The sequence below is a fragment of the Citrobacter sp. MNAZ 1397 genome, from assembly GCF_023613995.1.
GTDB lineage: Bacteria > Pseudomonadota > Gammaproteobacteria > Enterobacterales > Enterobacteriaceae > Phytobacter > Phytobacter ursingii.
In genome coordinates this window covers 387,050-413,834 of sequence record NZ_JAKIVH010000002.1, presented here as the reverse complement: position 1 = coordinate 413,834, position 26,785 = coordinate 387,050, and the positions used below count along the sequence as shown (strand labels likewise).

General features: G+C 52.1%; 22 protein-coding genes and 1 riboswitch. Of the genes, 15 read left to right on the top strand and 7 right to left on the bottom strand.

The window, feature by feature from the left end; genetic code table 11:
- Together ilvI and leuO are read right to left on the bottom strand one after the other, a co-directional pair.
- On the bottom strand, window positions 1-1,725 hold the full coding sequence (gene ilvI / locus L2097_RS16650; protein WP_085005537.1) for an acetolactate synthase 3 large subunit: 1,725 nt from the start codon (window positions 1,723-1,725) through the stop codon (window positions 1-3).
- A gap of 386 nt (window positions 1,726-2,111) precedes the next feature.
- Window positions 2,112-3,056 (bottom strand): transcriptional regulator LeuO, encoded by a 945-nt coding sequence (gene leuO, locus L2097_RS16645; RefSeq protein WP_085005536.1) that lies wholly within the window; start codon window positions 3,054-3,056, stop codon window positions 2,112-2,114.
- A gap of 629 nt (window positions 3,057-3,685) precedes the next feature.
- On the opposite strand from leuO, the gene leuL reads away from it, so the two are divergent.
- The 9 genes from leuL (at window position 3,686) to aroD (ending at window position 13,866) form a co-directional block, all read left to right on the top strand.
- Window positions 3,686-3,778: a leu operon leader peptide gene (leuL, locus tag L2097_RS25810; protein WP_350029007.1), complete on the top strand. Its 93-nt coding sequence runs from the start codon at window positions 3,686-3,688 to the stop codon at window positions 3,776-3,778.
- A 91-nt stretch (window positions 3,779-3,869) separates the two neighbouring features.
- Window positions 3,870-5,441 carry a 2-isopropylmalate synthase gene (leuA, locus tag L2097_RS16640; protein WP_047371835.1) on the top strand — a complete coding sequence of 524 codons (1,572 nt, stop codon included), beginning with the start codon at window positions 3,870-3,872 and terminating at the stop codon, window positions 5,439-5,441.
- A complete protein-coding gene (leuB, locus tag L2097_RS16635) occupies window positions 5,441-6,532 on the top strand; it encodes a 3-isopropylmalate dehydrogenase (protein WP_047371836.1) in 1,092 nt (363 codons plus the stop codon). The genes leuA and leuB overlap by 1 nt, the downstream gene beginning before the upstream one ends.
- A 2-nt stretch (window positions 6,533-6,534) precedes the next feature.
- Entirely contained in the window at window positions 6,535-7,932 is a 1,398-nt protein-coding gene (gene leuC / locus L2097_RS16630) for a 3-isopropylmalate dehydratase large subunit (RefSeq protein WP_047371837.1), read from the top strand.
- Between the two features lie 12 nt (window positions 7,933-7,944).
- Window positions 7,945-8,550, top strand: a complete 606-nt coding sequence (leuD, locus tag L2097_RS16625; RefSeq protein ID WP_047371838.1) for a 3-isopropylmalate dehydratase small subunit — start codon at window positions 7,945-7,947, stop codon at window positions 8,548-8,550.
- A gap of 399 nt (window positions 8,551-8,949) precedes the next feature.
- Window positions 8,950-10,983, top strand: coding sequence for an oxidoreductase (locus L2097_RS16620; RefSeq protein ID WP_085005534.1), 2,034 nt, complete (start codon window positions 8,950-8,952; stop codon window positions 10,981-10,983).
- A 10-nt stretch (window positions 10,984-10,993) separates the two neighbouring features.
- Window positions 10,994-11,857, top strand: coding sequence for a shikimate dehydrogenase (locus L2097_RS16615; protein ID WP_085005533.1), 864 nt, complete (start codon window positions 10,994-10,996; stop codon window positions 11,855-11,857).
- Between the two features lie 11 nt (window positions 11,858-11,868).
- Window positions 11,869-13,080: an MFS transporter gene (locus L2097_RS16610; RefSeq protein ID WP_047371841.1), complete on the top strand. Its 1,212-nt coding sequence runs from the start codon at window positions 11,869-11,871 to the stop codon at window positions 13,078-13,080.
- 30 nt (window positions 13,081-13,110) lie between these two features.
- Window positions 13,111-13,866, top strand: coding sequence for a type I 3-dehydroquinate dehydratase (aroD, locus tag L2097_RS16605; RefSeq protein WP_085005532.1), 756 nt, complete (start codon window positions 13,111-13,113; stop codon window positions 13,864-13,866).
- Between the two features lie 35 nt (window positions 13,867-13,901).
- Here aroD and L2097_RS16600 read toward each other — a convergent pair whose 3' ends face one another.
- Entirely contained in the window at window positions 13,902-14,798 is an 897-nt protein-coding gene (locus L2097_RS16600; protein ID WP_047371843.1) for a LysR family transcriptional regulator, read from the bottom strand.
- A 231-nt stretch (window positions 14,799-15,029) separates the two neighbouring features.
- Between L2097_RS16600 and L2097_RS16595 the strand changes: the two genes are divergently transcribed.
- On the top strand, window positions 15,030-16,340 hold the full coding sequence (locus L2097_RS16595) for an MFS transporter (RefSeq protein ID WP_250353323.1): 1,311 nt from the start codon (window positions 15,030-15,032) through the stop codon (window positions 16,338-16,340).
- 43 nt (window positions 16,341-16,383) lie between these two features.
- On the opposite strand, the gene L2097_RS16590 is transcribed toward L2097_RS16595, so the two are convergent.
- Complete coding sequence (locus tag L2097_RS16590; RefSeq protein ID WP_085005531.1) at window positions 16,384-17,562, bottom strand: sugar efflux transporter; 1,179 nt, start codon at window positions 17,560-17,562, stop codon at window positions 16,384-16,386.
- Window positions 17,563-17,662: 100 nt separating this feature from the next.
- A complete protein-coding gene (gene sgrT, locus L2097_RS16585; protein WP_071845930.1) occupies window positions 17,663-17,815 on the bottom strand; it encodes a glucose uptake inhibitor SgrT in 153 nt (50 codons plus the stop codon).
- Between the two features lie 87 nt (window positions 17,816-17,902).
- Between sgrT and sgrR the strand changes: the two genes are divergently transcribed.
- From sgrR to thiQ, 4 genes are all read left to right on the top strand, one after another.
- The gene (gene sgrR / locus L2097_RS16580) at window positions 17,903-19,558 is read left to right on the top strand and encodes an HTH-type transcriptional regulator SgrR (protein WP_085005530.1); all 1,656 of its coding nucleotides are present in this window, start codon (window positions 17,903-17,905) and stop codon (window positions 19,556-19,558) included.
- A gap of 76 nt (window positions 19,559-19,634) precedes the next feature.
- A riboswitch (TPP riboswitch) is annotated at window positions 19,635-19,735 on the top strand.
- 33 nt (window positions 19,736-19,768) lie between these two features.
- Window positions 19,769-20,752: a thiamine ABC transporter substrate binding subunit gene (thiB, locus tag L2097_RS16575; RefSeq protein WP_047371847.1), complete on the top strand. Its 984-nt coding sequence runs from the start codon at window positions 19,769-19,771 to the stop codon at window positions 20,750-20,752.
- A complete protein-coding gene (thiP, locus tag L2097_RS16570; protein WP_250353322.1) occupies window positions 20,728-22,338 on the top strand; it encodes a thiamine/thiamine pyrophosphate ABC transporter permease ThiP in 1,611 nt (536 codons plus the stop codon). The genes thiB and thiP overlap by 25 nt, the downstream gene beginning before the upstream one ends.
- Window positions 22,322-23,017, top strand: coding sequence for a thiamine ABC transporter ATP-binding protein ThiQ (thiQ, locus tag L2097_RS16565; protein WP_047371849.1), 696 nt, complete (start codon window positions 22,322-22,324; stop codon window positions 23,015-23,017). Before thiP ends, thiQ begins: the two co-directional genes overlap by 17 nt.
- On the opposite strand, the gene L2097_RS16560 is transcribed toward thiQ, so the two are convergent.
- Together L2097_RS16560 and araC are read right to left on the bottom strand one after the other, a co-directional pair.
- Complete coding sequence (locus L2097_RS16560) at window positions 23,010-23,774, bottom strand: DedA family protein (protein WP_047371850.1); 765 nt, start codon at window positions 23,772-23,774, stop codon at window positions 23,010-23,012. The two genes, thiQ and L2097_RS16560, sit on opposite strands and share 8 nt — an antisense overlap.
- A 127-nt stretch (window positions 23,775-23,901) precedes the next feature.
- Window positions 23,902-24,747 carry an arabinose operon transcriptional regulator AraC gene (gene araC, locus L2097_RS16555; protein WP_039078339.1) on the bottom strand — a complete coding sequence of 282 codons (846 nt, stop codon included), beginning with the start codon at window positions 24,745-24,747 and terminating at the stop codon, window positions 23,902-23,904.
- Between the two features lie 335 nt (window positions 24,748-25,082).
- On the opposite strand from araC, the gene araB reads away from it, so the two are divergent.
- A complete protein-coding gene (gene araB, locus L2097_RS16550; protein WP_047371851.1) occupies window positions 25,083-26,777 on the top strand; it encodes a ribulokinase in 1,695 nt (564 codons plus the stop codon).
- Window positions 26,778-26,785 lie beyond the last annotated feature (8 nt).

Genomic DNA, 26,785 nt, shown 5'->3' with positions numbered 1-26,785 from the left:
TCAGGTTCTCTCCGTTTTGCTCAACCACATTTCATCCATGCCACCGCCACGGATCTGCATCGGATAAACATGTTCACTCCCGTCGACGGTCACATCGACAAAGACCAGGCGGTTATTCTTCACCTGCTCAAGCGCCTCACTCAGCTTCGCTTCCAGTTCGTCCGGACGGGTAATAGTGATCCCAACATGACCATAAGCTTCAGCGACACGCGCAAAGTCAGGTAACGACTGCATATACGATTGCGAATGGCGACCTGAATAAATCATATCCTGCCACTGCTTCACCATACCCAAATATCGGTTGTTCAGGTTCAGTACCAGTACCGGAAGCTCATATTGCATCGCGGTAGACAGCTCCTGAATATTCATCTGGATACTGCCGTCGCCCGTAACGCAGATAACCGTTTCATCCGGGAGTGCCATTTTCACACCCAGCGCAGCTGGCAGACCAAAGCCCATCGTGCCCAGCCCGCCGGAGTTTATCCAGCGACGCGGTTTATCAAAGCGGTAATAGAGTGCCGCAAACATCTGATGCTGGCCGACATCCGAGGTGACATAGGCATCGCCTTTGGTTAAGCGCCAGATCGTTTCGATTACCGCCTGCGGTTTGATCTTCTCGCTTTGCGTATCGTATTTCAGGCATTGACGGGCACGCCATTGCTCAATCTGCAACCACCAGTCGCGAATGTCGTCTAAAGGCTGTTGAAACTCTTCTTGTCCCAACAACTCCAGCATCTGTTCGAGCACCAGCCGGGCATCCCCAACAATGGGCACATCGGCCTGCACAGTTTTCGAAATCGACGTGGGATCAATATCAATATGCAGCACGGTCGCATTTGGGCAGTACTTCGCCAGATTATTGGTTGTGCGATCATCAAAGCGCACTCCAACGGCAAAGATCACATCCGAGTGATGCATGGTCATGTTGGCTTCGTAAGTACCATGCATACCCAACATACCTAACGCCTGACGATGCGATGCCGGAAACGCCCCCAGCCCCATGAGCGACGAGACAACAGGGAGATTCAATTTTTCTGCCAGCGCGCTCAGTTGCGGTTCGCAGGCGGATGTGATTGCGCCGCCGCCGACATAGACAACGGGGTGTTTAGCCGCCACAAGCGTCTGCAAAGCGCGTTTGATTTGCCCTTTATGTCCGTGTGTTGTCGGGTTATAGGAACGCATACTGACTGAATCCGGCCATACGTAAGGCAGCTTATTAGCCGGATTGAGAATATCTTTTGGTAAATCGACGACGACAGGACCAGGACGACCAGTGGAAGCAAGCCAGAACGCTTTTTTCAGCACGCCGGGAATGTCTTCGGTCTGCTTAACCAGGAAACTATGTTTTACCACCGGGCGGGATATCCCCACCATGTCGCACTCCTGGAAAGCGTCATAACCGATGAGGGAAGTTGCCACCTGACCGGAAAGAACGACCAGCGGAATCGAGTCCATATAGGCTGTTGCAATCCCGGTGATAGCATTCGTGGCTCCCGGCCCGGAAGTGACAAGCACAACGCCGACTTCTCCCGTCGCCCTTGCCAGGCCATCAGCCATATGCACCGCTGCCTGTTCATGGCGTACCAGGACGTGATCGATTCCACCGACCGTATGTAGCGCATCGTAAATATCGAGGACCGCGCCCCCAGGATAACCGAATACTTGCTTCACGCCCTGATCGATAAGCGATCGGACGACCATCTCGGCTCCAGACAACATCTCCATGGTTTGCCTCCAGGCTTGGGTTTGGCGACTGACGACAGAACGCATTTCCGTCTTGTCGCTCTGTTCAGTACAGGAAGTCCCTGTATTCTGATTATGAATGGCAGTTACCATAACCGCTGAAAATCTGGCAGGCAATTAGCAAACGATTCACCGCATCCCGTCCCAAAAGAGAAAAAATAAGGTTAACAAGCGGGATTTAGTGAATTTGTCTGTAATAAGCAAAGACGATGACAATTCGTCATTCGAATCACTTCCTGCTCAGTAATTCATGCATTTTTACGGCGCGATTTGATGCGTCAGAGAAATATCTCAGCATAAAATTTCGCATCAATATGTACAAACAGAAGAAATCCGCTATCGACACACTCAGCGCATGGACTGCTTTTTTAATGGCGACATACCGAGACCAGTAATTCTTCCATCCATTGGTGGCCTTTATCCCGCCCCGCCGCTTCATGCCATGAAAGGTAACAGGTACGGCTATTCAGTTTTAATGGTAACGGTAAAATCTGGAGGTCTAATTTCCCCGCGAACTCTTCTGCTAACCAACGAGGGGCAATGGCCACAAGCTGAGTTTGAGAAACGACATTAAGCACACTCGTCAATGCCATTCCCTGATAAGCGACACAGGTTTGTTTATCTGTCGTGTCATACCATGGCTGGCTAAACGATGCATAACGGTCCAGTGAAACCACAGCATGCTGTTCACAATAAATATCACTTTCCCGAAGTGGCCCGTTAATACGTGGATGTTTTTTACTGGCTACCAGGACCATCTCGTCTTTAAACAACGGTACGCATGCGAATTCTGGTCGGCGAAATTCATCGTAACCAATGACAAATTCTATTTCCTGGTAACGAAGCTGGTGCTCGGTATTTTGATTTAATGATGATTTAAAGGCCAGATTGATATTCGGCGCAACCTCATTCACGCGATTGTAGATGACAGAGGTGAGGAGGTTATCGAGCGGACTACAAACGCAGAGATTAAAAATGCGCTCGCTGGTCACGGGTTCAAAACCCGACCCTGGTAGTTCATTTTGCACGAGTTGTAGCGCCTGTCGGACCGAACCAAACAGCTGAAAGGCACGCGCCGTAGGCTGTATCCCGCGACCATAACGTACAAACAGTTCGTCATTAAACATAACCTTAAGTCTGGCCAGGGCGTTGCTCACCGCCGGTTGTGACATCCCCAATGTATGGGCTGCTCGCGTAATATTTTGTTCCTGCATTACCGCATCGAAAATAGTTAACAAATTAAGATCAACTTTGCGAAGTTGCGGTTTCGTTATCTCATTAATATGAGCATTTTCAATATTCTCTTCTGACATGTCCTTCTCCAGTATCATGCAAAATTCCATTTATCCCGGCAGCAATAATCTAAAGAAATATGATTTATCACGCATATGAGATAAGGAAAAGAGGAATTCCAAAAAATAGGAATGTATAAAGATATTTCAATGACTGCTAATTGCATTCGCAAACAGAGACATTAAATCAAGTATTCCCGCTTAAATAAAACGGCGTACCGGGATCAAAACATAATTAGAATGAATGTACAATACAACTTCACTAAGCAATAAATGCTCTGCGGCAGAAATATTTCACCATTGCAAACAAAATAATTTAACTTAAATTTTTCATTCCTCCATTTTGATTAAGAAAAACGATAACCCCAATAAATTAATCATGATTAATCATTGAGATAGAAAGCTGGTCTTAAAAGTGTGTAAATATAACCAACTGCAAAGAATTGTTCATCAAAGGTACAAACAACGTTAAGTATGAAATAGCACTAATACCTTATTTTGATTTTTCATCGAATTACAGCACGATTAACTAAAGAAAAACACGGTACCAAATCCGTTTTCATGCGCTTTTACGGGGCTAAGTGTTGACTTTGATTTCTGAATCCAGTACCACTAAAGGCATATCGCAGTTAATCACATTCATCTGGAGCATGGTCATGATTCGCAATGTTCGCTTCCTCGGTCTACTACTACTAAACGCATCCCATGTGCGCGGTAGACCGGTGGACGACGCTCAGCGTTAATCATCCTCCAGTTAACACTAAGAACCCGCGCCTTGGCGCGGGTTTTTTTATGCTCGTAGCAAGGCGACCGAAGAGAGACAAGGACCAAACCATGAGCCAGCAAGTCGTTATTTTTGATACAACCTTACGTGATGGTGAACAAGCGTTACAGGCAAGCCTGAGTGTGAAAGAGAAGCTGCAGATCGCCCTGGCGCTGGAACGTATGGGCGTTGACGTCATGGAAGTCGGTTTTCCGGTCTCCTCTCCGGGCGATTTCGAATCCGTACAAACTATCGCGCGTCAGGTTAAAAACAGCCGCGTCTGCGCGCTGGCACGCTGTGTAGAGAAAGATATTGATGTGGCGGCCGAATCGCTGAAAGTCGCCGAGGCGTTTCGCATCCATACCTTTATCGCCACGTCACCGATGCATATCGCCACCAAATTGCGCAGTACGCTGGATGAAGTAATCGAGCGTGCCATCTATATGATTAAGCGCGCCCGTAATTACACCGACGACGTTGAATTCTCGTGTGAAGACGCAGGCCGTACCCCGATCGCAGACCTGGCGCGTGTGGTTGAAGCCGCCATCAACGCGGGTGCGAAAACCATTAATATCCCGGACACCGTTGGCTACACCATGCCTTTCGAGTTCGCCAGTATTATTAGCGGCTTATACGAACGAGTGCCGAACATTGATAAAGCCATTATCTCCGTCCATACCCACGATGATTTAGGTCTGGCCGTCGGTAACGCGATTGCTGCCGTCCATGCCGGCGCGCGTCAGGTTGAAGGGGCGATGAATGGTATCGGCGAACGCGCAGGAAACTGCTCGCTGGAAGAAGTCATCATGGCTATTAAAGTGCGTAAAGACATCATGAATGTGCATACCGGCATTAATCACCATGAAATCTGGCGTACCAGCCAGACGGTGAGCCAGATTTGCAACATGCCAATCCCGGCGAATAAAGCGATTGTCGGCACCGGCGCCTTTGCTCACTCTTCTGGTATCCATCAGGATGGCGTGCTGAAAAACCGTGAAAATTACGAAATTATGACCCCGGAATCCATTGGCCTGAATCAGGTGCAGTTGAACCTGACCTCCCGTTCTGGCCGTGCGGCGGTGAAACATCGTATGGAAGAGATGGGCTACAAAGATACCGACTACAACATGGACCATCTGTACGACGCGTTCCTGAAACTGGCGGACAAAAAAGGCCAGGTCTTCGATTACGATCTGGAAGCGCTGGCGTTCATTAATAAGCAGCAGGAAGAACCAGAGCATTTCCGTCTGGATTACTTTAGCGTGCAGTCCGGTTCCAGCGATATCGCTACCGCCTCAGTGAAATTGGCCTGTGGCGAAGAAACGAAAGCAGAAGCCGCCAACGGCAACGGCCCGGTAGACGCCGTTTATCAGGCGATTAATCGCATCACCGGTTATGACATTGAGCTGGTTAAATATGATCTCAATGCTAAAGGTCAGGGCAAAGACGCGCTGGGTCAGGTGGATATTGTCGTCAATTACAACGGTCGCCGTTTCCATGGCGTGGGTCTGGCAACAGATATCGTAGAATCTTCCGCCAAAGCAATGGTGCACGTCCTGAACAACATCTGGCGCGCCGCAGAAGTCGAAAAAGAATTGCAACGCAAAGCTCAAAATAAAGAAAACAACAAGGAAACCGTGTGATGTCGAAGAACTACCATATTGCCGTGTTGCCGGGCGACGGCATTGGCCCGGAAGTCATGGCCCAGGCTTTAAAAGTACTGGACGCCGTTCGTCGCCGTTTCGATATGCGAATCACTACCAGCCACTATGATGTAGGCGGCATCGCAATCGATCGTCATGGCAACCCGCTGCCGCAAGCAACCGTGGAAGGTTGCGAGCAGGCAGACGCTATTTTGTTTGGTTCCGTAGGCGGCCCCAAATGGGAAAACTTGCCGCCAGCACAACAGCCGGAGCGTGGTGCTCTGCTGCCGCTGCGTAAGCATTTTAAATTATTCAGCAACCTGCGGCCGGCGAAGCTGTACCAGGGGCTGGAAGAGTTCTGCCCGCTGCGCGCTGATATTTCCGCTAACGGCTTTGACATTCTCTGCGTACGTGAGCTGACGGGCGGTATCTACTTCGGTCAGCCAAAAGGTCGTGAAGGCAGCGGTCAGCATGAAAAAGCGTTTGATACCGAGGTGTATCACCGTTTTGAGATTGAACGTATCGCGCGTATCGCATTTGAATCAGCACGTAAACGCCGTAAAAAAGTGCACTCCATTGATAAAGCCAACGTCCTGCAGACCTCCCTGCTGTGGCGTGAAATCGTCAACGAAGTGGCACAGGAATACCCGGACGTTGAGCTGGCGCATATGTATATCGACAACGCCACCATGCAGCTGATTAAAGATCCGTCCCAGTTTGACGTGCTGCTGTGCTCCAACCTGTTCGGCGATATCCTCTCTGATGAGTGTGCGATGATCACAGGCTCCATGGGTATGCTGCCGTCTGCCAGCCTGAATGAACAAGGTTTTGGTCTGTACGAACCGGCTGGCGGCTCCGCGCCGGATATCGCGGGCAAAAATATTGCCAACCCGATAGCCCAAATCCTGTCTCTCGCATTGCTGTTGCGTTACAGCCTGGATGCCGATGACGCGGCAACCGCCATTGAAAGCGCTATTAACCGCGCATTAGAAGAAGGTGTGCGTACCGGTGATTTAGCCCGTGGCGCCGCAGCTGTTAGTACCGATGAGATGGGTGACATCATCGCCCGTTATATCGCAGAAGGGGTGTAATCATGGCTAAGACGTTGTACGAAAAATTGTTTGATGCGCACGTCGTGTACGAAGCGCCAAACGAAACCCCATTGTTATACATTGATCGTCATCTGGTGCATGAAGTGACTTCGCCGCAGGCATTTGACGGTCTGCGCGCGCACAACCGTCCGGTACGTCAGCCGGGCAAGACCTTCGCGACCATGGATCATAACGTCTCCACGCAGACCAAAGACATCAATGCCTCCGGCGAGATGGCGCGCATTCAGATGCAGGAACTGATCAAGAACTGCAAAGAGTTCGGCGTTGAGTTGTATGACCTGAACCACCCTTATCAGGGCATCGTGCACGTGATGGGACCGGAACAGGGTGTCACCCTGCCGGGCATGACCATCGTCTGCGGTGACTCCCACACCGCCACCCACGGTGCATTTGGCGCACTGGCCTTTGGTATAGGTACCTCCGAAGTTGAGCACGTGCTGGCGACGCAAACCCTGAAACAGGGCCGCGCCAAAACGATGAAGATTGAAGTCAAAGGCAAAGCGCCGGCAGGCATCACCGCGAAAGACATCGTGCTGGCGATTATTGGTAAAACCGGCAGCGCAGGCGGTACCGGGCATGTGGTTGAATTCTGTGGCGAGGCTATTGCGGCGCTGAGCATGGAAGGCCGTATGACCCTGTGCAACATGGCTATCGAAATGGGCGCCAAAGCGGGTCTGGTCGCACCGGATGAAACCACGTTTAACTACGTGAAAGGCCGTCTGCATGCGCCGAAAGGCAAAGACTATGACGACGCAGTAGAATACTGGAAGACGCTGAAAACCGATGAAGATGCAACTTTCGATACGGTTGTGACACTGCAGGCCGAAGAGATTGCCCCGCAGGTCACCTGGGGAACCAACCCGGGTCAGGTGATCTCCGTTAATGACAACATTCCGGACCCGGCTTCTTTTAGCGATCCGGTTGAGCGAGCCTCCGCAGAAAAAGCGCTGGCCTATATGGGCCTGCAACCGGGTGTGCCTCTGACCTCCGTTGCTATTGATAAAGTCTTTATCGGCTCCTGTACCAACTCACGCATTGAAGATTTACGCGCCGCCGCAGAAATTGCCAAAGGGCGCAAAGTCGCGCCAGGCGTACAGGCGCTGGTGGTTCCAGGCTCTGGCCCGGTGAAAGCCCAGGCTGAAGCCGAAGGGCTGGACAAGATCTTTATTGAAGCCGGTTTCGAGTGGCGTTTACCGGGCTGTTCTATGTGCCTGGCCATGAATAATGACCGCCTGAATCCGGGCGAGCGTTGCGCATCCACCAGCAACCGTAACTTTGAAGGTCGTCAGGGCCGTGGCGGTCGTACCCATCTGGTCAGCCCTGCAATGGCAGCCGCTGCTGCGGTCACCGGTCATTTCGCTGATATTCGCAGTTTGTAAGAGGAGATAATCATGGCAGAGAAATATACACAGCATACCGGCCTGGTTGTCCCACTGGATGCCGCCAACGTCGATACGGACGCCATTATTCCAAAGCAATTTTTGCAGAAGGTCACGCGTACTGGCTTTGGTGCGCATCTGTTTAATGACTGGCGTTTCCTGGATGATAAAGGCGAAGTACCAAACCCGGACTTCGTTCTGAACTTTCCGGAGTATAAAGGAGCCTCGATTCTGCTGGCGCGTGAAAACTTCGGTTGCGGTTCATCGCGTGAACATGCGCCCTGGGCATTGACCGACTACGGCTTTAGAACCGTTATCGCCCCAAGCTTCGCGGATATCTTCTACGGCAACAGTTTTAACAACCAGTTGCTGCCCGTGAAGTTGAGCGATGAAGAAGTGGATGAGCTGTTTACACTGGTACAGGCCAATCCGGGTATCTCGTTTGAGGTGGACCTGGAAGCGCAGGTGGTGAAAGCCGGGGATAAATCCTACCCGTTTGTCATCGACGCGTTCCGCCGCCACTGCATGCTGAACGGTCTCGACAGTATTGGTCTGACCCTGCAGCATGAAGATGCCATCTCCAGCTACGAGGAAAAACAGCCCGCGTTTATGAACTAAACGCGGCTGCGGTCGCTCTTGCCCGGTCTTTTGGCCGGGCATTTTACGTTTTTCAATGATACGCAGATCACAAATTTCGATAATCACCTCGCCAATATTTAAGGATATTTGAAAATATAAAAATTAATGACCCGTCATAATGCTCTTATTCTGTGCAATTCCGCTCTTTTTTTGTATAAACCAGGCAACACAAGTAAAAATACAGTTCAAGTATTTAATATAAGAATACAAGCATGTGAAAAAACGGTTAATTGCATAGAAAGACCCTATGGTTTTATGCAAAAAAAAGCATTATTTTTCCCCTCCTTCGCTCGTTATCTTTCCCACAGAAACATTTTAACTTTGGATATATCAGGGCCTCCGCATGTCGGCCTCCTGGATTTCCCGTGGAGAGAGCAAATGAGCCACTACCAACACCTTTTCACCCCGTTAACCATTAACGGGATGACGATAAAAAACCGGATCATCATGCCACCAATGGGCACCAATCTGGCGAGCCTGAACGGCGAAGTCTCTCAGGAACAGCTGGAATACTACGAACTGCGGGCAAAAGGGGGGACTGGTTTAATTACAATTGAGAATATCTGTATCGATTTCCCGTTTGCCTCGAATGGCACAACGCAACTGCGTATCGATAACGATCAGTATATTCCCGGACTTTTCAAATTAACCGAGACACTGCATAAACACGGTGCCTGCGTCTCTATTCAGCTAAATCATGCGGGCGCTTCTGCTTATGCTTATCGCCTGAATGGCGAACAGCCGCTCTCTTCTTCGAATACACCGTCGAAAAAGAACGGCAATATTCCTCGCGCCATGACCCATGACGAAATATATCATGCAGTTAATAAATTTGGTGAAGCGGCAGAGCGTGTTAAACGTGCAGGATTTGATTGCGTGGAAATTCACGCAGGCCACTCTTATCTAATCAGTCAGTTTTTATCGCCGCTGTTTAATAAACGTACCGATGAATTTGGCGGTTCCCCTGAAAATCGCGCCCGCATTTTAACGCTGGTGGTTGATAAAGTGCGTGCCTGCGTCGGGCCACGTTTCCCAATTAGCCTGCGTTTCAGTGCCGATGACTTCCTTAAGGGCGGTAATACGCTGGAAGACACGCTGCGTATGCTGGCACTCTGCCAGGATAAGGTCGACATTCTCAATGTTTCGGCCGCGCAAAACGATAACCTGAATCTGCAGATTGATCAGATGTCGCTGGAAGATGGCTGGAAACGTTATCTCTCCCGCGCCGTACGCGATACGTTTAATAAGCCGACGGTTATCGCCGGCAATATTCGCTCACCGAAAGTCGCCGAAGACATTATCGCAACGGGCGATGCGGATCTGATTGCTATTGGCCGGGGCCTGATTGCCGAACCGGAATGGGTGCAAAAAGTCCAGAGCGGCAATGAACGCCTGATGCGCAAATGCATCTCTTGCAATATTGGCTGTGCCGATCACCGTATCGCCCGCTCTCGTCCGCTGCGTTGTTCCATCAATCCGGACATCATTCATGGCGACGCTTATAAACGGCGCAGGGTAAATCGCGATACCCGTGTCGTGGTTATCGGTGCGGGAACCGCAGGAATGGAAGCCGCCTGTACCGCCGCAGAAGTCGGCTGCCATACCTGGTTGCTGGAGAAGAAAAATAGCCTCGGCGGACTCGCCTCTGAAATCTCGCGCCTGCCGGAGAAGAAGCGTATCGCCGACTTCCCACAATTTATGAAAAACCGGATGGCCGGATTAGACAATTTAATGCTGATGGTTGGTCAGGAGGCCAATGTTGAGCGCATTGCCGGGCTGCGGCCGAACCTGATTGTTAACGCTACGGGTTCCACGCCGCTGCTCCCACCGATTAACGGGCTGAAAGAGTGCATCGATGTCGAGGGCGGCAACGTCTTCTCCATCATGGGCATGATTCATCACCTGGACCAGTTCGCGGACGTAGAAGGAAAACGCATTGCCGTTGTCGGCGGCGGAGCCGTCGGTCTGGATGTCATCGAATATTTCTCTGCACGCGGAGCACGTACCACGCTCATTGAGATGCAGGATGGCCCGGGCCGCGACCTGGACATCATAACCAAAAACGCCATGTTGACCATGCTGGATGAACACCATGTGGAACAGCACATGCAAACACAACTCGTCGCCGTTCACCCGACACACTTTAGCGTCAAGCAAGCCGACCGTGCTTACGACATTCCTTTTGACTACGGCTTTGTTTGCCTGGGAATGCGTGCCAATACCACCGGTCTCAATGAAATTGAGCAATGGGCCAGAGCCAATAACGTAAAAATAATGAACATCGGCGACAGCCTGATGGCCCGGCGAATCATTGATGGCGTGCGCGAAGGGCGCAACGTGCTGGACACCCTCGAAGATATGGGTGCTCTGGGCAACCGCGAATCCGCAAAAATTCCACTTCTAACATATTAAGGACTTTATCATGGCTGAACGTATTACGGGTCACACTGAACTGATTGGACTGATTGCAACGCCGATTCGTCATAGCATGTCGCCGACAATGCATAATGAAGCCTTTGCGCATCTGGGTCTGGATTATGTCTATCTGGCATTTGAAGTAGACAACCAGGAATTGAAAGATGTGGTACAGGGTTTCCGGGCGCTCAAACTGCGCGGGTTTAACGTCTCCATGCCGAACAAAACCGCTATTTGCCAGTACCTGGATAAACTCTCTCCGGCGGCAGAGCTGGTCGGCGCGGTGAATACCGTGGTCAATGACAATGGTGTGTTAACGGGTCATATCACTGACGGTACCGGTTATATGCGCGCACTGGCCGAAGAAGGCATCGACATTATTGGCAAGAAAATGACGGTCCTGGGCGCGGGTGGCGCGGCAACGGCGCTCTGCGTTCAGGCTGCGCTGGATGGCGTGAAAGAGATCTCCATCTTCAACCAGAAAGACAAATTCTTCGCCAATGCGGAGCAAACTGTCGCTAAAATCCGCAATAACACCCACTGTGAAATTCATCTCTACGATCTTGCCGATCATGACAAACTGCGTCAGGAAATCGACAGCAGCATGATCCTCACGAATGCTACCGGCGTTGGCATGAAACCGTTTGAAGGCCAGATGCTGCTGCCGAACGACAGTTTCCTGCGCCCTGATTTGATCGTCTCTGACGTAATTTATAACCCACGCAAAACCCATCTGCTGCAAGTTGCTGAGAAGAAAGGCTGCCGCACCCTGAACGGCCTGGGAATGATGCTCTGGCAAGGGGCGAAAGCCTTTGAAATCTGGACAGGTAAAGAGATGCCGGTCGATTACGTCAAAAACGTCCTTTTCTGAGGCCCGGCACGATGAAAAATAGATATGTCCCAACTGCGGCTGGGCTGTATCTCAACTACCTGATCCATGGCATGGGGGTATTGTTAATTACCCTCAACATGGCGAATTTACAGGAACAGTGGGGAACAGACAGAGCCGGCGTTTCGATTGTTATTTCGTCTTTGGGTATCGGTAAACTCGCCACCATCGTGACGGGTTTCCTTTCTGACCGCTATGGTCGTAAGCCCTTTATCTATCTGGGTATTCTGAGCTATTTGCTGTTTTTCTTCGGCATTTTGCTGACCAAAAACATCTATGCTGCCTATTGTTTTGGCATCATGGCCGGTCTGGCGAACAGCTTCCTCGACTCCGGAACCTACCCGGCGCTGATGGAATCTTTCCCGAACTCAGCAAGCCGTGCGAACGTGTTAATCAAAGCGTTTGTCTCGGCCGGGCAATTTCTGCTGCCGTTCATTATTAGCCTGTTGATTTGGGCGAACCTGTGGTTTGGCTGGTCATTTATCATCGCGGCTGTGTTAATGATTCTTAGCGCCCTCTATTTGATCAAAATGCCCTTCCCTGACAACCGGGCGAAAAAAGAGACGTCTGAAAAACCTGCCGCGACAACAACGCCGCAGTCTGATGCCGGTACGATGGATATGCTGGTGTTCACGCTGTACGGCTATATTGGTATGGCGACCTTCTACCTGGTCAGTCAGTGGCTCGCACAGTACGGCCAGTTCGTTGCGGGTATTCCCTACGAATCAGCCATCAAGTTACTGAGTATCTATACGGCGGGCTCGTTGACCTGTGTATTTGTCACCGCAACCTTTGTGAAAAACGTCATGAACTCTGCCGTTGCAATGATTCTCTACACTGGCATCTCGATGATTTCATTGCTGATTGTATGTATGTTCCCGACGCCAATGATCGTGACCGGTTTCGCTTTCGTGATCGGTTTCTCGGCAGCGGGTGGCGTACTGCAACTGGGCGCAACCATCATGGCGATGAGCTTCCCGAACGGGAAAGGCAAAGCCACCGGGATCTTCTACACCGCCGGCAGTATTGCCAGCTTCACTATCCCGTTGATTACGGCGAAACTGTCCAAAATCAGCATTGCCAGCATTATGTGGTTTGATTTAATTATCGCCATAATCGGCTTTGTGATTGCGTTGTACATCGGTTATCGTCAGTTTCAGGCTCGCGCTGCCCAAAAAACGGTCCGCGCAACCGCCACTGCCTGACGGTTCGGCGAGAAAATTATGGATACCAAAATGACGAAAGCAGTAACGGTTAAAAATATCACCTTTCAGGAAGGGACCACACTTATCTGTGTGCCGCTGATCGGCAAAACGCTCGACGAACTGAAAGCAAATGCCCGGACGCTGGCCACCGCCGGTGCCGATCTTATCGAATGGCGTATCGACCACTTTACGCACGTTCGCGAACCGCAGCATGTGCGCCAGGCGCTTAGCGACCTTCGCCAGATTCTGGCTGACATTCCGCTCTTGTTCACCTTCCGCAGCAAAAAAGAAGGCGGCGAAACGGAAATCAGCGATGAAGCCTATTTTGAGCTTAATCGTCAGGCAGCGCTCAGTGGTCTGGTCGATCTTATTGATATTGAGTTGTTCAACGATGAAGCACAGATTCGTGCGGTGATTGATGTGGCCCATGGCGCGGGTGTTAAAGTAATCATGAGTAACCATGATTTCCACAAAACACCGGCACAGGAAGATATCATCTACCGTCTTCGCCGCATGCAGGATTTGGGCGCAGACCTGCCGAAAATTGCGGTAATGCCGCAAACGCCGCAGGATGTGCTGACGCTTCTCGCCGCCACGCTGACCATGAAAGAGAAATATGCGACGCGCCCCATTATTACCATGTCGATGGCAAAAATGGGCGGCGTCAGTCGCGTGACAGGTCGCCTGTTTGGTTCAGCGATGACGTTTGGTACCGTAGGTCAGGCCTCGGCACCAGGACAGATCGCCATCAAAGAGCTGCGTGAACTGATGGATATTCTGTACTAAAACAAAAGGCCCGGAGCCTGTCTCCGGGTTTTTTGTCAGCGCTTTTGCTGGCTGTCATCAATGATGAAGTTTCTAAATGACTGAATTGCTGGTGAAAGTACGCGATCTTTCATGGTCGCCAGATAGATATAACGCGGCGGGATCTTATTTTTTATCGCCAGAATATGGACGTTATAATACGAGAGTGCAGAAATTCTTGGCATGATCGCAATACCGTAATCAATACTGACCAGCCCCGCCATCGCCGTATCCTCATCAACATAACAGGCAATATCAGGCACCAATTTTTGCTGCATAAAGACATTATCGATAAACGGCCGCAGGCCGCTGTTCTCCGAAAAGTAGATATACGGGTAGTGAATCGTCTCCACAAGATCCACTTCATTTTGATACAAACGCGCCAGTGGATGATCTTTTGCAGTAACGACCACCAACTCCTGCTGAATAATAGGAATAAAATCGATATCCGGTTCATCAGGTATATATGAGCAAATCGTTAAATCGCTCTTGCCGGCTTTCAGTTCCTGCAATAAAGTCAGTGAGGTCCCTTGAGTAAAGGAGAAGGTCACATTGTGTCGGGAAGGAAGAGTAGAATATTTGTGAATTAACTGCGGAACAACATATTCACCCATTGTATATATAAAGGCGATGCGAATGTTCTCCTTATTTTCCAGCCCACTTTTCTGCAAGGTCATTCGACCATTTTCCAGCGATGTCAGCGCATCTTCGACATAGGGGAGAAAGCGTTTTCCATTTTGCGTAATTTCAACATTTCGCCCCTTTCTGGCAAACAAGGATACGCCAAGCTCCTTCTCCAGCTCAGAGATAGCGTGACTTAAGGAAGGTTGAGTAATGAAGAGGCTGGAAGCTGCCTCAGTGTAATGCTCCGTTTCTGATAAACGCTTAAAATAATAAAGTTGCTTTAGGTTCATTATTTTTGACCGTATAATATAAGATTAAAGATATTGCGTTAAATATAGCACAGCAGAGATAATCCTCAGGGGGTAAAGCATCAATTCTTGGGCAATATCAAATATTCATATGATGCGGTAAATAATATGTTAAGCGTTAGTTTATAGCGTGAAAATAAACAGCGAGAAAATAAAATGTTTCTGCATATTGAGGAATATGCAAAAATATTTTAAATATTAAAGGAAAATAACATGAGGACAAGTATCAGCCGGGAAAGTGCTGTGCCCCTGGTGGGCCAACAGAGACGAACCAAAGCCCGAATTGTAATTTTATTGTTATTATCTATTGGTACGATGATCAATTATCTGGATCGTACCATCTTAGGTATTGTCGCTCCCGCACTAAGTAATGAGATCCATATCGATCCCGCTATGATGGGTATCGTCTTCTCCGCCTTTGCCTGGACCTACGCACTGGCACAAATTCCCGGAGGAATGTTTTTAGATCGCTTCGGAAACAAAATAACCTACGCCCTTTCTATCTTTTTCTGGTCAACGTTTACCTTACTGCAAAGTTTTTCGCTAGGGTTAAAGTCTCTGCTGCTATTTCGTTTAGGTCTGGGGATCAGTGAAGCCCCCTGTTTCCCGGTTAACAGTCGCGTCGTAGGAACATGGTTCCCACAACATGAACGCGCCCGGGCAACCGCAACTTATACAGTTGGAGAATATATTGGCCTGGCTGCCTTCTCCCCAGTTTTATTTTTAATCCTTGAACATCATGGCTGGCGAACATTATTTTTTATTACCGGTTCGCTTGGCATCGCCTTTACATTTGTATGGTGGAGATTTTATAAAGAGCCGCATGAATCAACAACAGCAAATAAAGAAGAGCTGGAATACATTGGGGTTGGAAATAAAGAAAAAGGCAGCGAGAACATCCCTTTTAACTGGTCGGATGCAAAAAAACTACTGTGCTGCCGACAGGTCATTGGCGCTAGCTTAGGGCAATTTGCGGGTAACACCACGCTGGTGTTCTTTCTGACATGGTTTCCCACGTATCTCGCTCACGAGCGGCATCTCCCGTGGCTACACGTCGGCTTTTTTGCGACCTGGCCGTTTCTCTCGGCGGCGGTGGGAATCATTTTTGGCGGATGGATTTCAGATAAGTTATTGAAAAAAACCTCCTCTGTAAATATCAGCAGAAAGCTACCGATCATCTCTGGCTTGCTGCTCTCAAGTTTTATTATTGCAGCGAATTGGGTATCGAATAATACGCTGGTGATCGTAATTATGTCGGTTGCCTTTTTCGGACAAGGCATGGTTGGACTAGGCTGGACGTTAATTTCCGATATTGCTCCCAAAAATATGGCAGGGCTAACGGGCGGGATCTTCAATTTCTGCGCCAACATGGCATCGATTATTACGCCGTTGATTATTGGCTTTATTATCTCCGGTACCGGGAATTTCTTCTACGCACTTATCTATATTGGCCTGACGGCGTTGATTGGCGTTGTCGCTTATATTTTTATCATTGGTGATATCAAACGCATTGTACTGAAATAACCCACTGCTCCCGGCAACAGTCTGTCGGGAGCGGTTTTTCACATCACACGTCTTTAACCCGGCTGGTCAAAAAGAGCGTCACCAGCGAGAGCACCGCAATCACCCAGTACACCTTCGCATGGCCGAAACTTTGCGCCAGTGCGCCCTGTATAACCCCGGCGAGGATCACCCCCGTAGAGATACTGTTGGTGAACAGCGTTGTCGCGGACCCGGCACGGCCAGGCATCAGATCCTGGAACCATAGCATGCCTATACCGGCAATAATCCCAATAAAGATAGCGTTAAAGATCTGCAGCCCAAGCAACGCTTCACGGCTATGGAACACGATAAGCCCAACGTAAAAGACCACCCCCGCCGCCACCGCGCTGACCATCATCTTGCGCTTACCAAAACGCTTAACGTAGTAGCCCGCGAGGATCATTGCCGGGATCTCCAGTCCTGCGGCCGTTCCCATCAACACCCCCGCCAGACTGTCCGGTAAAGCCAGCTCGCTGCTGATCCACAGTGGCATATCAATGATGTACATCGTGTTGCAGGTCCACATCATCGTCGAGGCGATAAATAACATACGGACGTTCTTATTGCCCCAACCGCTGACTTCCGTCACGGCGATATCTGCAGGCTGTTCGATCCGCTTCACGGAGGGCAACCACAACGCCACCAGCACCAGGCTTATCACGAAGATACCGGCGGCGATCGCGTACATAGCGGTAAAGCCATAGTTAAGCGCCAGCATAAACGCCATCGGCGGCCCAACAACCCATGCCACCGAAATTTGCGCACGCATGATCGAGCTGAACATCACCACTTCACGCGCTGAGCTATCCGCATATTCCCGCGCCAGCGCGAAAAGTTGCGGCATAGCGGTACTCGCCAGCGACGCCAGCATCACGCCACAAGTGATAAGGGTCAGATAATGGCGATTGAAGGCAAACAGAAGGGCGTTTCCCACCGCCATCAGGCAGCAAAACATAATCAGTTTTTTGCGATCGCCCTGCTGGTCAGAGCGTTTTGCCAGTCCGAGGCTGACCAGAATCCCGGCAATGGCGTTAACGGTATAAAACAGTCCAACCCAAAACGGTTGCGCCCCCACCTCACGACTCAGAAAAAGACTCAGCGTCGGGGCCTGCAAAGCACCGGCAACACCGATCATAAACGCGACGATCATAAAAGCGATGAAGACCCCGTTCAGGCGACGTCCCATCGTGACTAACCAGAGCATAAAGATCCCTTGCACGCGAAAGAAACGAAAAAAGCCAGCAGATAATAACTGCTGGCGTGGTGATAAGCACCAATACTCAGTCACACATGATGGACGCGTTTCAGGGTTCAGAGACCGGGATTGTCACTTCCCACTGCATTAATTCTTCGAGCATTTTCAGCCGCTGGTTCGTACTCAGACGAAAGAGTCGGGACGCATCCTGCGTCGCGCGAAAATACGCTAAGTAAAATTGCCGTGTAGACGATCTCTTCATAGCCACCTCCTCGCTTCATCACGGAGGATTATTGGCTTAATATAGGGATAAATAAATTGCTGACTTTTCATCAGGAGTTCCCCTTTTATGCCATCAGGTCGCCTGCAACAACAGTTCATTCGTCTATGGCAATGTTGTGACGGGAAATCTCAGGAGACAACGCTCAATGAGTTGGCCGATTTGCTGAGCTGTTCCCGTCGCCATATGCGCACCCTGCTCAATACCATGCAAGATCGTGGCTGGCTGACCTGGGAGGCAGAAGCCGGACGCGGCAAACGTTCGCGCCTGACATTTCTCTATACCGGTCTCGCCTTACAGCAACAGCGGGCAGAGGACTTACTGGAACAGGATCGTATCGAGCAACTGGTTCAACTGGTGGGCGATAAGAGCGCAGTCCGCCAGATGTTGATCTCGCATTTGGGCCGTAGCTTCCGCCAGGGGCGGCATATTCTGCGGGTTTTGTACTACCGTCCACTGCGTAATCTGCTGCCAGGCACCGCCCTGCGGCGCTCTGAAACCCACATGGCGCGGCAGATTTTTAGCGCGCTGACACGCATAAATGAGGAAAATGGGGAACTGGAAGCCGATATCGCGCATCACTGGAAAGCGATCACGCCGCTCCACTGGCGTTTTTATTTGCGCCCCGGCATCCATTTTCACCATGGGCGTGAACTCGAAATGCGCGATGTCATCGCCTCCCTCGAACGCGTCTGTACACTGCCGCTCTACTCGCATATCACCCAGGTTATCTCTCCGACGCCCTGGACGCTGGATATTCACCTGTCGCAGCCGGACACCTGGCTGCCCTGGCTGATGGGACATGTGCCCGCCATGATCCTGCCGCAGGAGTGGAACTCGATGGACAATTTCTCCAGCCATCCTGTCGGCACTGGGCCTTATGCGGTCACGCGCAATAATAATAACCAGCTGAAAATTCATGCGTTTGATGACTACTTCGGTTATCGCGCGCTTATCGATGAAGTCAATGTCTGGGTACTGCCGGAAATTGGCGATGAACCGAATGGCGGCCTGACCATTGACGGGCCAACCGACGGGGAAAAAGCGGTCGAAAGCCGCCTCGAAGAGGGCTGTTACTATCTGCTCTTCGATGCCCGCTCACACCGGGGCGCAAACCAGGCCGTTCGCGACTGGATAAGCCAGGTTCTCTCCCCCACCCGGCTGCTCTACCACGCGGAAGAACATTATCAACAGTACTGGTTCCCGGCGTACGGCCTGCTGCCGCGCTGGCACCATGCGCGACCTGGCAGTGGTGAAAAACCTGCGGGGCTGGAATCACTCACCCTGACTTTCTATCGCGATCACAACGAGCATAAAGCGATTGCCAACACCATGAGCAAGCTACTGGCGCAACATGATGTGCGCCTGGAGATACAAGAAGTGGATTACGAAGAGTGGCACCGCGGCGATATCGTCAGCGATATCTGGCTCAATAGCGCCAACTTCACGCTGCCGCTCGATTTTTCCCTCTTTACGCATTTGTATGAAGTCCCGCTGATTCAACACTGCGTCCCGCTGGACTGGCAGGCCGATGCTGAGCGTTGGCGCGCCGGAAAGATGAATCTGGCCGTCTGGTGTCAGCAGTTACTGGCAAGCAAAACCCTGGTTCCGCTGATTCATCACTGGCTGCGGATTCAGGGTCAGCGCAGTATGCGCGGTCTGCGTATGAACACCCTTGGCTGGTTTGACTTCAAATCCGCATGGTTCGCCCCGCCCGACCCGTAATCGTTCAGATTCTGGCGCTTCCTGCTGAATGATAAAGGGGCGCTTTCAGAAAACTTACAAAATCATTACAATGGCGCAGTGCTCAACGGGGTGCTGCGCCAAAAGCGTGTGCTGAGAAAATACCCGTCGAACCTGATCCGGATAACGCCGGCGAAGGGATTTGAGGCTATCGCTTAAAATCCTCTTTGCCACCCATTTTTGAGGTGCAAAGTGCTTAAAAAAGTTCTGCCATTCCTGCTGCTTGCCGCAGCTCCCGCTTTCGCGAAACCGACCCTGACCGTTTACACCTACGACTCCTTCTCTGCGGAATGGGGACCGGGACCCGCGGTAAAAAAAGCCTTCGAAGCCGACTGCAACTGTGAGTTGAAATTTGTCGCGCTGGAAGATGGCGTATCACTGCTTAACCGTCTGCGTATGGAAGGCAAAAACAGCAAAGCGGATGTGGTGCTGGGGCTGGATAACAACCTACTGGAAGCCGCCACACAAACCAAACTGTTCGCCAAAAGCGGCATTTCCCCGGACGCCGTTACCGTGCCTGGCGGCTGGAAAAACGACACCTTCGTTCCGTTTGACTACGGCTGGTTTGCGTTCGTTTATGACAAAAACAAGCTGAAAAACCCACCGAAAAGCCTGAAAGAACTGGTAGAAAGCTCACAGAAATGGCGCGTGATTTATGAAGATCCGCGGACCAGTACGCCAGGTCTCGGCCTGTTGCTGTGGATGCAGAAAGTGTACGGCGATAAGGCCCCGGACGCCTGGCAAAAACTGGCGGCCAAAACCGTCACGGTCACCAAGGGCTGGAGTGAAGCCTACGGTCTGTTCCTGAAAGGAGAAGGTGACCTGGTGCTGAGCTACACCACCTCTCCGGCTTACCACATCATTGAAGAGAAGAAAGACAACTACGCCGCCGCGGCCTTTAGCGAAGGTCACTACCTGCAGGTTGAAGTGGCTGCCCGAACCGCTGCCAGTAAGCAGCCGGAACTGGCAGAGAAATTCCTGAAATTTATGGTCTCTCCGGCATTCCAGAACGCCATCCCGACTGGCAACTGGATGTACCCGGTCAGCAATGTCTCTCTGCCCGCCGGATTCGATGCGCTGGTGAAACCACAAACCTCGCTGGAATATACCCCGCAAGACGTCGCAACCCAGCGCGGCGAATGGATTAATGCATGGCAACGCGCCGTCAGCCGCTAACCTTCGGCTGGCTGGTTCCCGGTCTGGCCGCCGCCACACTGATGGTGGTGGTGGCCATCTCCGCGTTTCTCGCACTCTGGCAAAACGCCCCTGCGGCCGATCTGACAGCACTCCTGCACGATAGCTATCTGTGGCACGTGGTACGTTTTTCTTTCTGGCAGGCCTTTTTATCGACGCTGCTTTCCGTCGTGCCGGCCATTTTTCTCGCTCGCGCGCTCTATCGGCGACGCTTCCCAGGTCGTCTTGCCCTGCTGCGCCTGTGCGCGATGACGCTGATCCTCCCGGTACTGGTTGGGGTATTTGGTATTCTGAGTGTCTATGGCCGCCAGGGCTGGCTTGCCTCCGCGTTTCGCGCGGCAGGTCTGGACTGGACATTTTCACCGTACGGGTTGCTGGGCATTTTGCTGGCGCACGTTTTTTTTAACCTGCCGATGGCCGCCCGTCTGCTGTTACAGACTCTGGAGCAGATCCCCGGCGAGCAGCGACAATTGGCCGCTCAGCTCGGTATGCGCGGCTGGTCTTTCTTCCGTTATGTCGAGTGGCCCTGGCTGCGTCGACAGATCCCGCCTGTCGCGGCCCTTATCTTCATGCTCTGCTTTGCAAGTTTTGCCACCGTGCTGTCGCTGGGCGGAGGCCCGCAAGCGACGACGATTGAACTGGCTATCTACCAGGCATTGAGTTACGACTTCGACCCTGGCCGCGCGGCACTGCTGGCACTCATTCAGATGATCTGCTGCCTGGGGCTGGTTCTGCTCAGCCAGCGCCTTAGCAAAGCCATATCCGTTGGCAGCCATCAGATCCAGGGCTGGCGCAACCCGGAAGATCGTTTTTTCAGCCGTTTCGCCGACTACTCACTCATTCTACTGGCGCTCCTGCTACTGTTGCCGCCCCTGCTGGCGGTCATTGTCGACGGCCTGAACCTGAGACTTTTTCATGTGCTTGCCCAGCCCGTGCTCTGGCAGGCAATCTGGACCTCCGTGCGCATTGCGCTGGGAGCGGGATTGCTGTGCGTCACATTGACCATGATGTTGCTCTGGAGCAGTCGTGAGTTACGCTCGCGCCAGCATCAACTGGCCGGGCAAACGCTGGAGATGAGCGGCATGCTGATTCTGGCGATGCCGGGCATTGTGCTGGCGACCGGCTTTTTCCTGCTGCTTAGTAACAGCATCGGCCTGCCCTCATCCGCCGACGGTATTGTGATTTTCACCAATGCGCTGATGGCGATTCCCTATGCAATGAAAGTACTGGAAAACCCCATGCGTGACGTCACAGCACGCTATAGCCTGCTCTGTCAGTCGCTGGGGATTGAGGGGTTTAGCCGCTTACGCGTCGTGGAGCTGCGTGCCCTGAAAGCACCGCTGGCGCAGGCGCTGGCATTTGCCTGTGTGCTGTCGATTGGCGATTTTGGCGTCGTGGCGTTGTTTGGCAATGATGATTTCCGTACGCTGCCGTTCTGGCTTTATCAGCAGATTGGCTCTTACCGCACGCAGGACGGCGCCGTTACCGCGCTGATTTTGCTGCTTCTGTGCTTTTTACTGTTCACCCTTATCGAAAAACTTCCGGGCCGCCATGCTAAGACTGATTGATGTAACCTGGCTGTATCAGCATTTACCCATGCGTTTTACGCTGTCGATTAAACAGGGTGAGCAGGTCGCCGTGCTTGGTCCGAGCGGGGCCGGGAAAAGTACACTGCTGAATTTAATCGCCGGTTTTCTCTCGCCAGCCAGCGGCGTCATCATGATTGAGGATAGCGATCACACCGGCACACCGCCTTCGCGGCGCCCGGTGTCAATGCTGTTTCAGGAGAACAACCTCTTTACCCATCTCACCGTCAGGCAAAATATTGGTCTGGGGCTGGACCCGGGCCTTAAACTGTCCACGGCGCAAAATACAAAGCTTGCGACCATTGCCTGTACGATGGGTCTGGATGCGTTGCTTGACCGCATGCCGGATCAGCTTTCTGGCGGCCAGCGCCAACGCGTGGCGCTGGCCCGTTGCCTGGTTCGTGAACAACCGGTGCTCTTGCTGGATGAACCTTTTTCCGCGCTCGATCCGGCCCTTCGCCTGGAGATGCTGGCGCTGGTAAAAGAGGTGTGCCATCGCCAGCAGTTAACGCTGTTGATGGTGTCGCACAATGTGGAAGATGCCGCCCGCATCGCATCGCGTGCGCTGGTGATTGCCGATGGACGTATCGCCTGGGACGGGAAAACAGACGAATTGCTCAGCGGCAACGCGCCTGTCTCTACCCTGCTTGGGATCAGGTAACTACTTTTTGCAAAATAGACAGGTAGATGGGCATTAGCGGGTGGCGAACCAGTATCGTCACCGCAACCAGTGCCCCTGCCGTCAGGAGTGGCGCCAGCCAGAACAATCGACGACGCGGCAGCCAGGCCGTTAAACGATCCAGCCCTGCTTTACCGCTGCGCCACAGGCGCCAGCACATCCAGAACGCCAGCCAAAGCAGCACCGCCGCCAGTAACAGTAGCCATTTAAAATTACCGCTCTGCTCTCCCGCCGGAATATCAATCGCTGCCCCGGCAAGAATGCCAGGCAGGAAATAAAAGGGCGGCCACAACAGACAGCCAAGGATGTTGGGAGGGATAAATTTCGTGACCGGTAAATCCAGCATGCCTGCAACCATTGGCACAACCGGGCGTGTCGGGCCGACAAAGCGCCCAACCAGGATAGTGAACATACTGTGCTGATGCAGCGCATGCTCGGTTTTATCCAGCAGCGCTTTGTTCTTACGAATGAATGACCAACGGTGCAGCGGCTTTTTGAAACGCCAGCCGAGCCAGAATGAGATCCAGTCCCCCAGCAGACACCCCACGATCCCCGCCATCCAGGCGTACCAGAAATTCACTTCGCCGCTGCCAATCAGCGCACCGAGCGCCGCCATCATCACCGTGCCGGGAAGAATCAACCCCACCAGCGCCAGCGACTCCAGGAAAGCCACGAGCGCAATCGCAATCAGCGTGTAGGCCGTAGATTGGGTAACAAAGTGTTCCAGCAATGCTTGCATACGTTTTCCGGTCAAAAAATGAAGCTGGCATTCTCCAGGCGCATACCTTGAGGGTCAAGCTTCAATTATCTGAATATTTTGCCGGTTATGACAGGTTGCCGGGCCACTCCTTGCCTATCTTTACGCTCTATTCACATCCTGCACGAAATTCACTGGGGCTGGCGCCGGTACATTTTTTGAAGACCCGCGAGAAATAGAGCTGATCTTCAAAGCCGACATTGCGCCCCACGCTGGCAATCGGCATACGTGTCGTACTCAACAGCAACTTCGCCTGACTGATACGCTGATCCTCGCGCCAGCTCAGCACGCTCACCCCTAATTGCTGACGGAACAGGTGTGAGAGACGGGACGGTGAAAGACACACATGTTGCGCGACGCTGGCAATATCAAAATGGTTGTCCGCCAGATGATCGCTAATGTACTGGCAGGCATCGCGCACGCGGTTATCCAGGGGAGGATGCAGAGATTCATTGATGGCATCCATACGGCGCAACAACAGCTGCTCGAGGAGATTTATCGCCAGCAATTCAGCGTAACGTCCCCCGCTCTGACCGGCATCGATAATTTGCCCAAAGAGCTCGCTAAACTGCGCCAGCCAGGGCTCTTCCGGGCGAAAGAAACCGGTTTGCGCGAAAATAGTCGGCCAGCTTAGCCACTCATGCCAGTAGGCGCGCGGGCGAAAGTAGACCCACTGGTGATACCACTCTTTGGCATCCGGGTGGCGGCCATAGTGATGAATTTCTCCCGGTGGAAACAAAATCATATCGCCGGGGCGGCAAACGTACTGTTTCCCGTGGTTATTGATGACGCCCTCACCGCGGATGGTGAAATTGAGAATGTATCCCTTCATTCCCAGCGGACGATCGATAAAAAAATCGAGATAGCCCTCAGACTCGATTGGGGTCAACCCCGCCACCAGATGGGCGTTAAACGAGTAACCAGGCAACAGAGGATCATTTTGCGACTCAGCCATAAACTCGATACTCCGGGCATCATGAAGGAAACCAATTGTCCATATTGATACGCTTTTCATTAATCAGGCGTTTTGACCAGGCACAAGGAAAACACCGTCACTTTTAACCCCGCCAGATAAAAGCAATTACGCCATTTTTATGACGCCAGGGGGTTAAAAAGGGTCAACCAAAGTGTCTATAAAGGCGATTAAAATGTCCACATGGAATTTTTGCACACGGTCACACTTTGCACTCCCATAGCATTTTCGTCCATAAGATTAGCGAATCCTGCCTGACGCTTTTTGCAGCCGATCACTATGTTTCTCCATAAGGTTATTCTTCATGGAGCAACACGATGGCAATCACAATTGGCCTCGATTTTGGCAGCGACTCCGTTCGCGCACTGGCGGTGGACTGTACCTCTGGGGCAGAAATCGCCACCAGCGTGGAGTGGTACCCTCGCTGGCAAGAGGGACGTTACTGCGACGCGGCACATAATCAATTCCGCCACCATCCCCGGGACTATATCGAGTCGATGGAAATGGCGCTTAAAAGCGTGCTGGCAGAGCTGTCGCCTGAACAGCGTGCCCAGGTCAAGGGTATTGGCGTGGACAGCACCGGTTCGACACCCGCGCCCATCGACGCAGAAGGTCGCGTTCTGGCGCTGCGTCCGGAGTTTGCAGACAATCCCAATGCGATGTTTGTGCTGTGGAAAGATCATACCGCGGTGGAGGAAGCCGAAGCGATCACCGCCCTGTGCCACGCAACGGGTAAAGTCGACTATTCACGTTACATCGGCGGGATTTATTCCAGCGAATGGTTCTGGGCAAAAATCCTGCACGTAACCCGCGCCGACAATGAGGTCGCCCAGGCTGCCGCATCGTGGATTGAACTGTGCGACTGGGTACCTGCCCTGCTCTCCGGAACCACCCGTCCACAGGATATCCGCCGCGGTCGCTGCAGCGCCGGGCATAAATCCCTGTGGCATGAAAGCTGGGGTGGCTTACCACCGGCCAGTTTCTTCGACGAACTCGATCCGATCCTCAATAAACACCTGCCGTGCCCGTTATTTACTGACACCTTCACCGCAGATATTCCGGTTGGCACGTTGACGGCGGAATGGGCGCAACGCCTTGGTTTACCCGAAACGGTGGTCATTTCCGGCGGCGCGTTTGACTGCCATATGGGCGCAGTAGGCGCCGGTGCACAGCCCAACACGCTGGTCAAAGTCATTGGTACTTCCACCTGCGACATCCTGATTGCTGATAAACCCAGCGTCGGCGATCGTGCGGTGAAAGGTATCTGTGGTCAGGTGGACGGCAGCGTGGTGCCCGATTTTATTGGTCTGGAAGCGGGCCAATCCGCGTTTGGCGATATCTACGCCTGGTTTGGTCGCATCCTCGGCTGGCCGCTGGAACAACTGGCGCAACAGCATCCGGAACTGAAAACACAAATTAAAGCCAGCCAGAAACAGCTGCTGCCTGCCCTGACAGAAGCCTGGGCGCAAAACCCGTCGCTGGAACACCTGCCGGTGGTACTCGACTGGTTTAACGGTCGCCGTACACCGAACGCGAACCAGCGCCTGAAAGGGGTCATCACCGACCTGAATCTTGCCACGGATGCCCCGGCGCTCTTTGGCGGGCTGATTGCCGCTACCGCCTTTGGTGCCCGCGCCATTATGGAATGTTTCACCGAGCAAGGTATCGCGGTGGACAACGTCATGGCGCTGGGCGGTATCGCCCGTAAAAACCGCGTCATCATGCAGGCCTGCTGCGATGTGCTTAATCGCCCGCTGCAAATTGTCGCCTCGGATCAGTGTTGTGCGCTCGGCGCGGCCATTTTTGCCGCCGTCGCCGCAGGCGTTCACACCGATATTCCCGCGGCGCAACAGCAAATGGCCAGCCAGATCGAAAACACGCTGCAACCTGTGCCTGCGCAGGCTCAACGCTTTGAACAACTCTATCGCCGCTACCAGCAATGGGCGAAAAGCGCCGAGCTTCACTATCTCCCTGTAACTGCGCCAGCAACGCAGGCAGCGCTCTCTCACTAAGGACACAA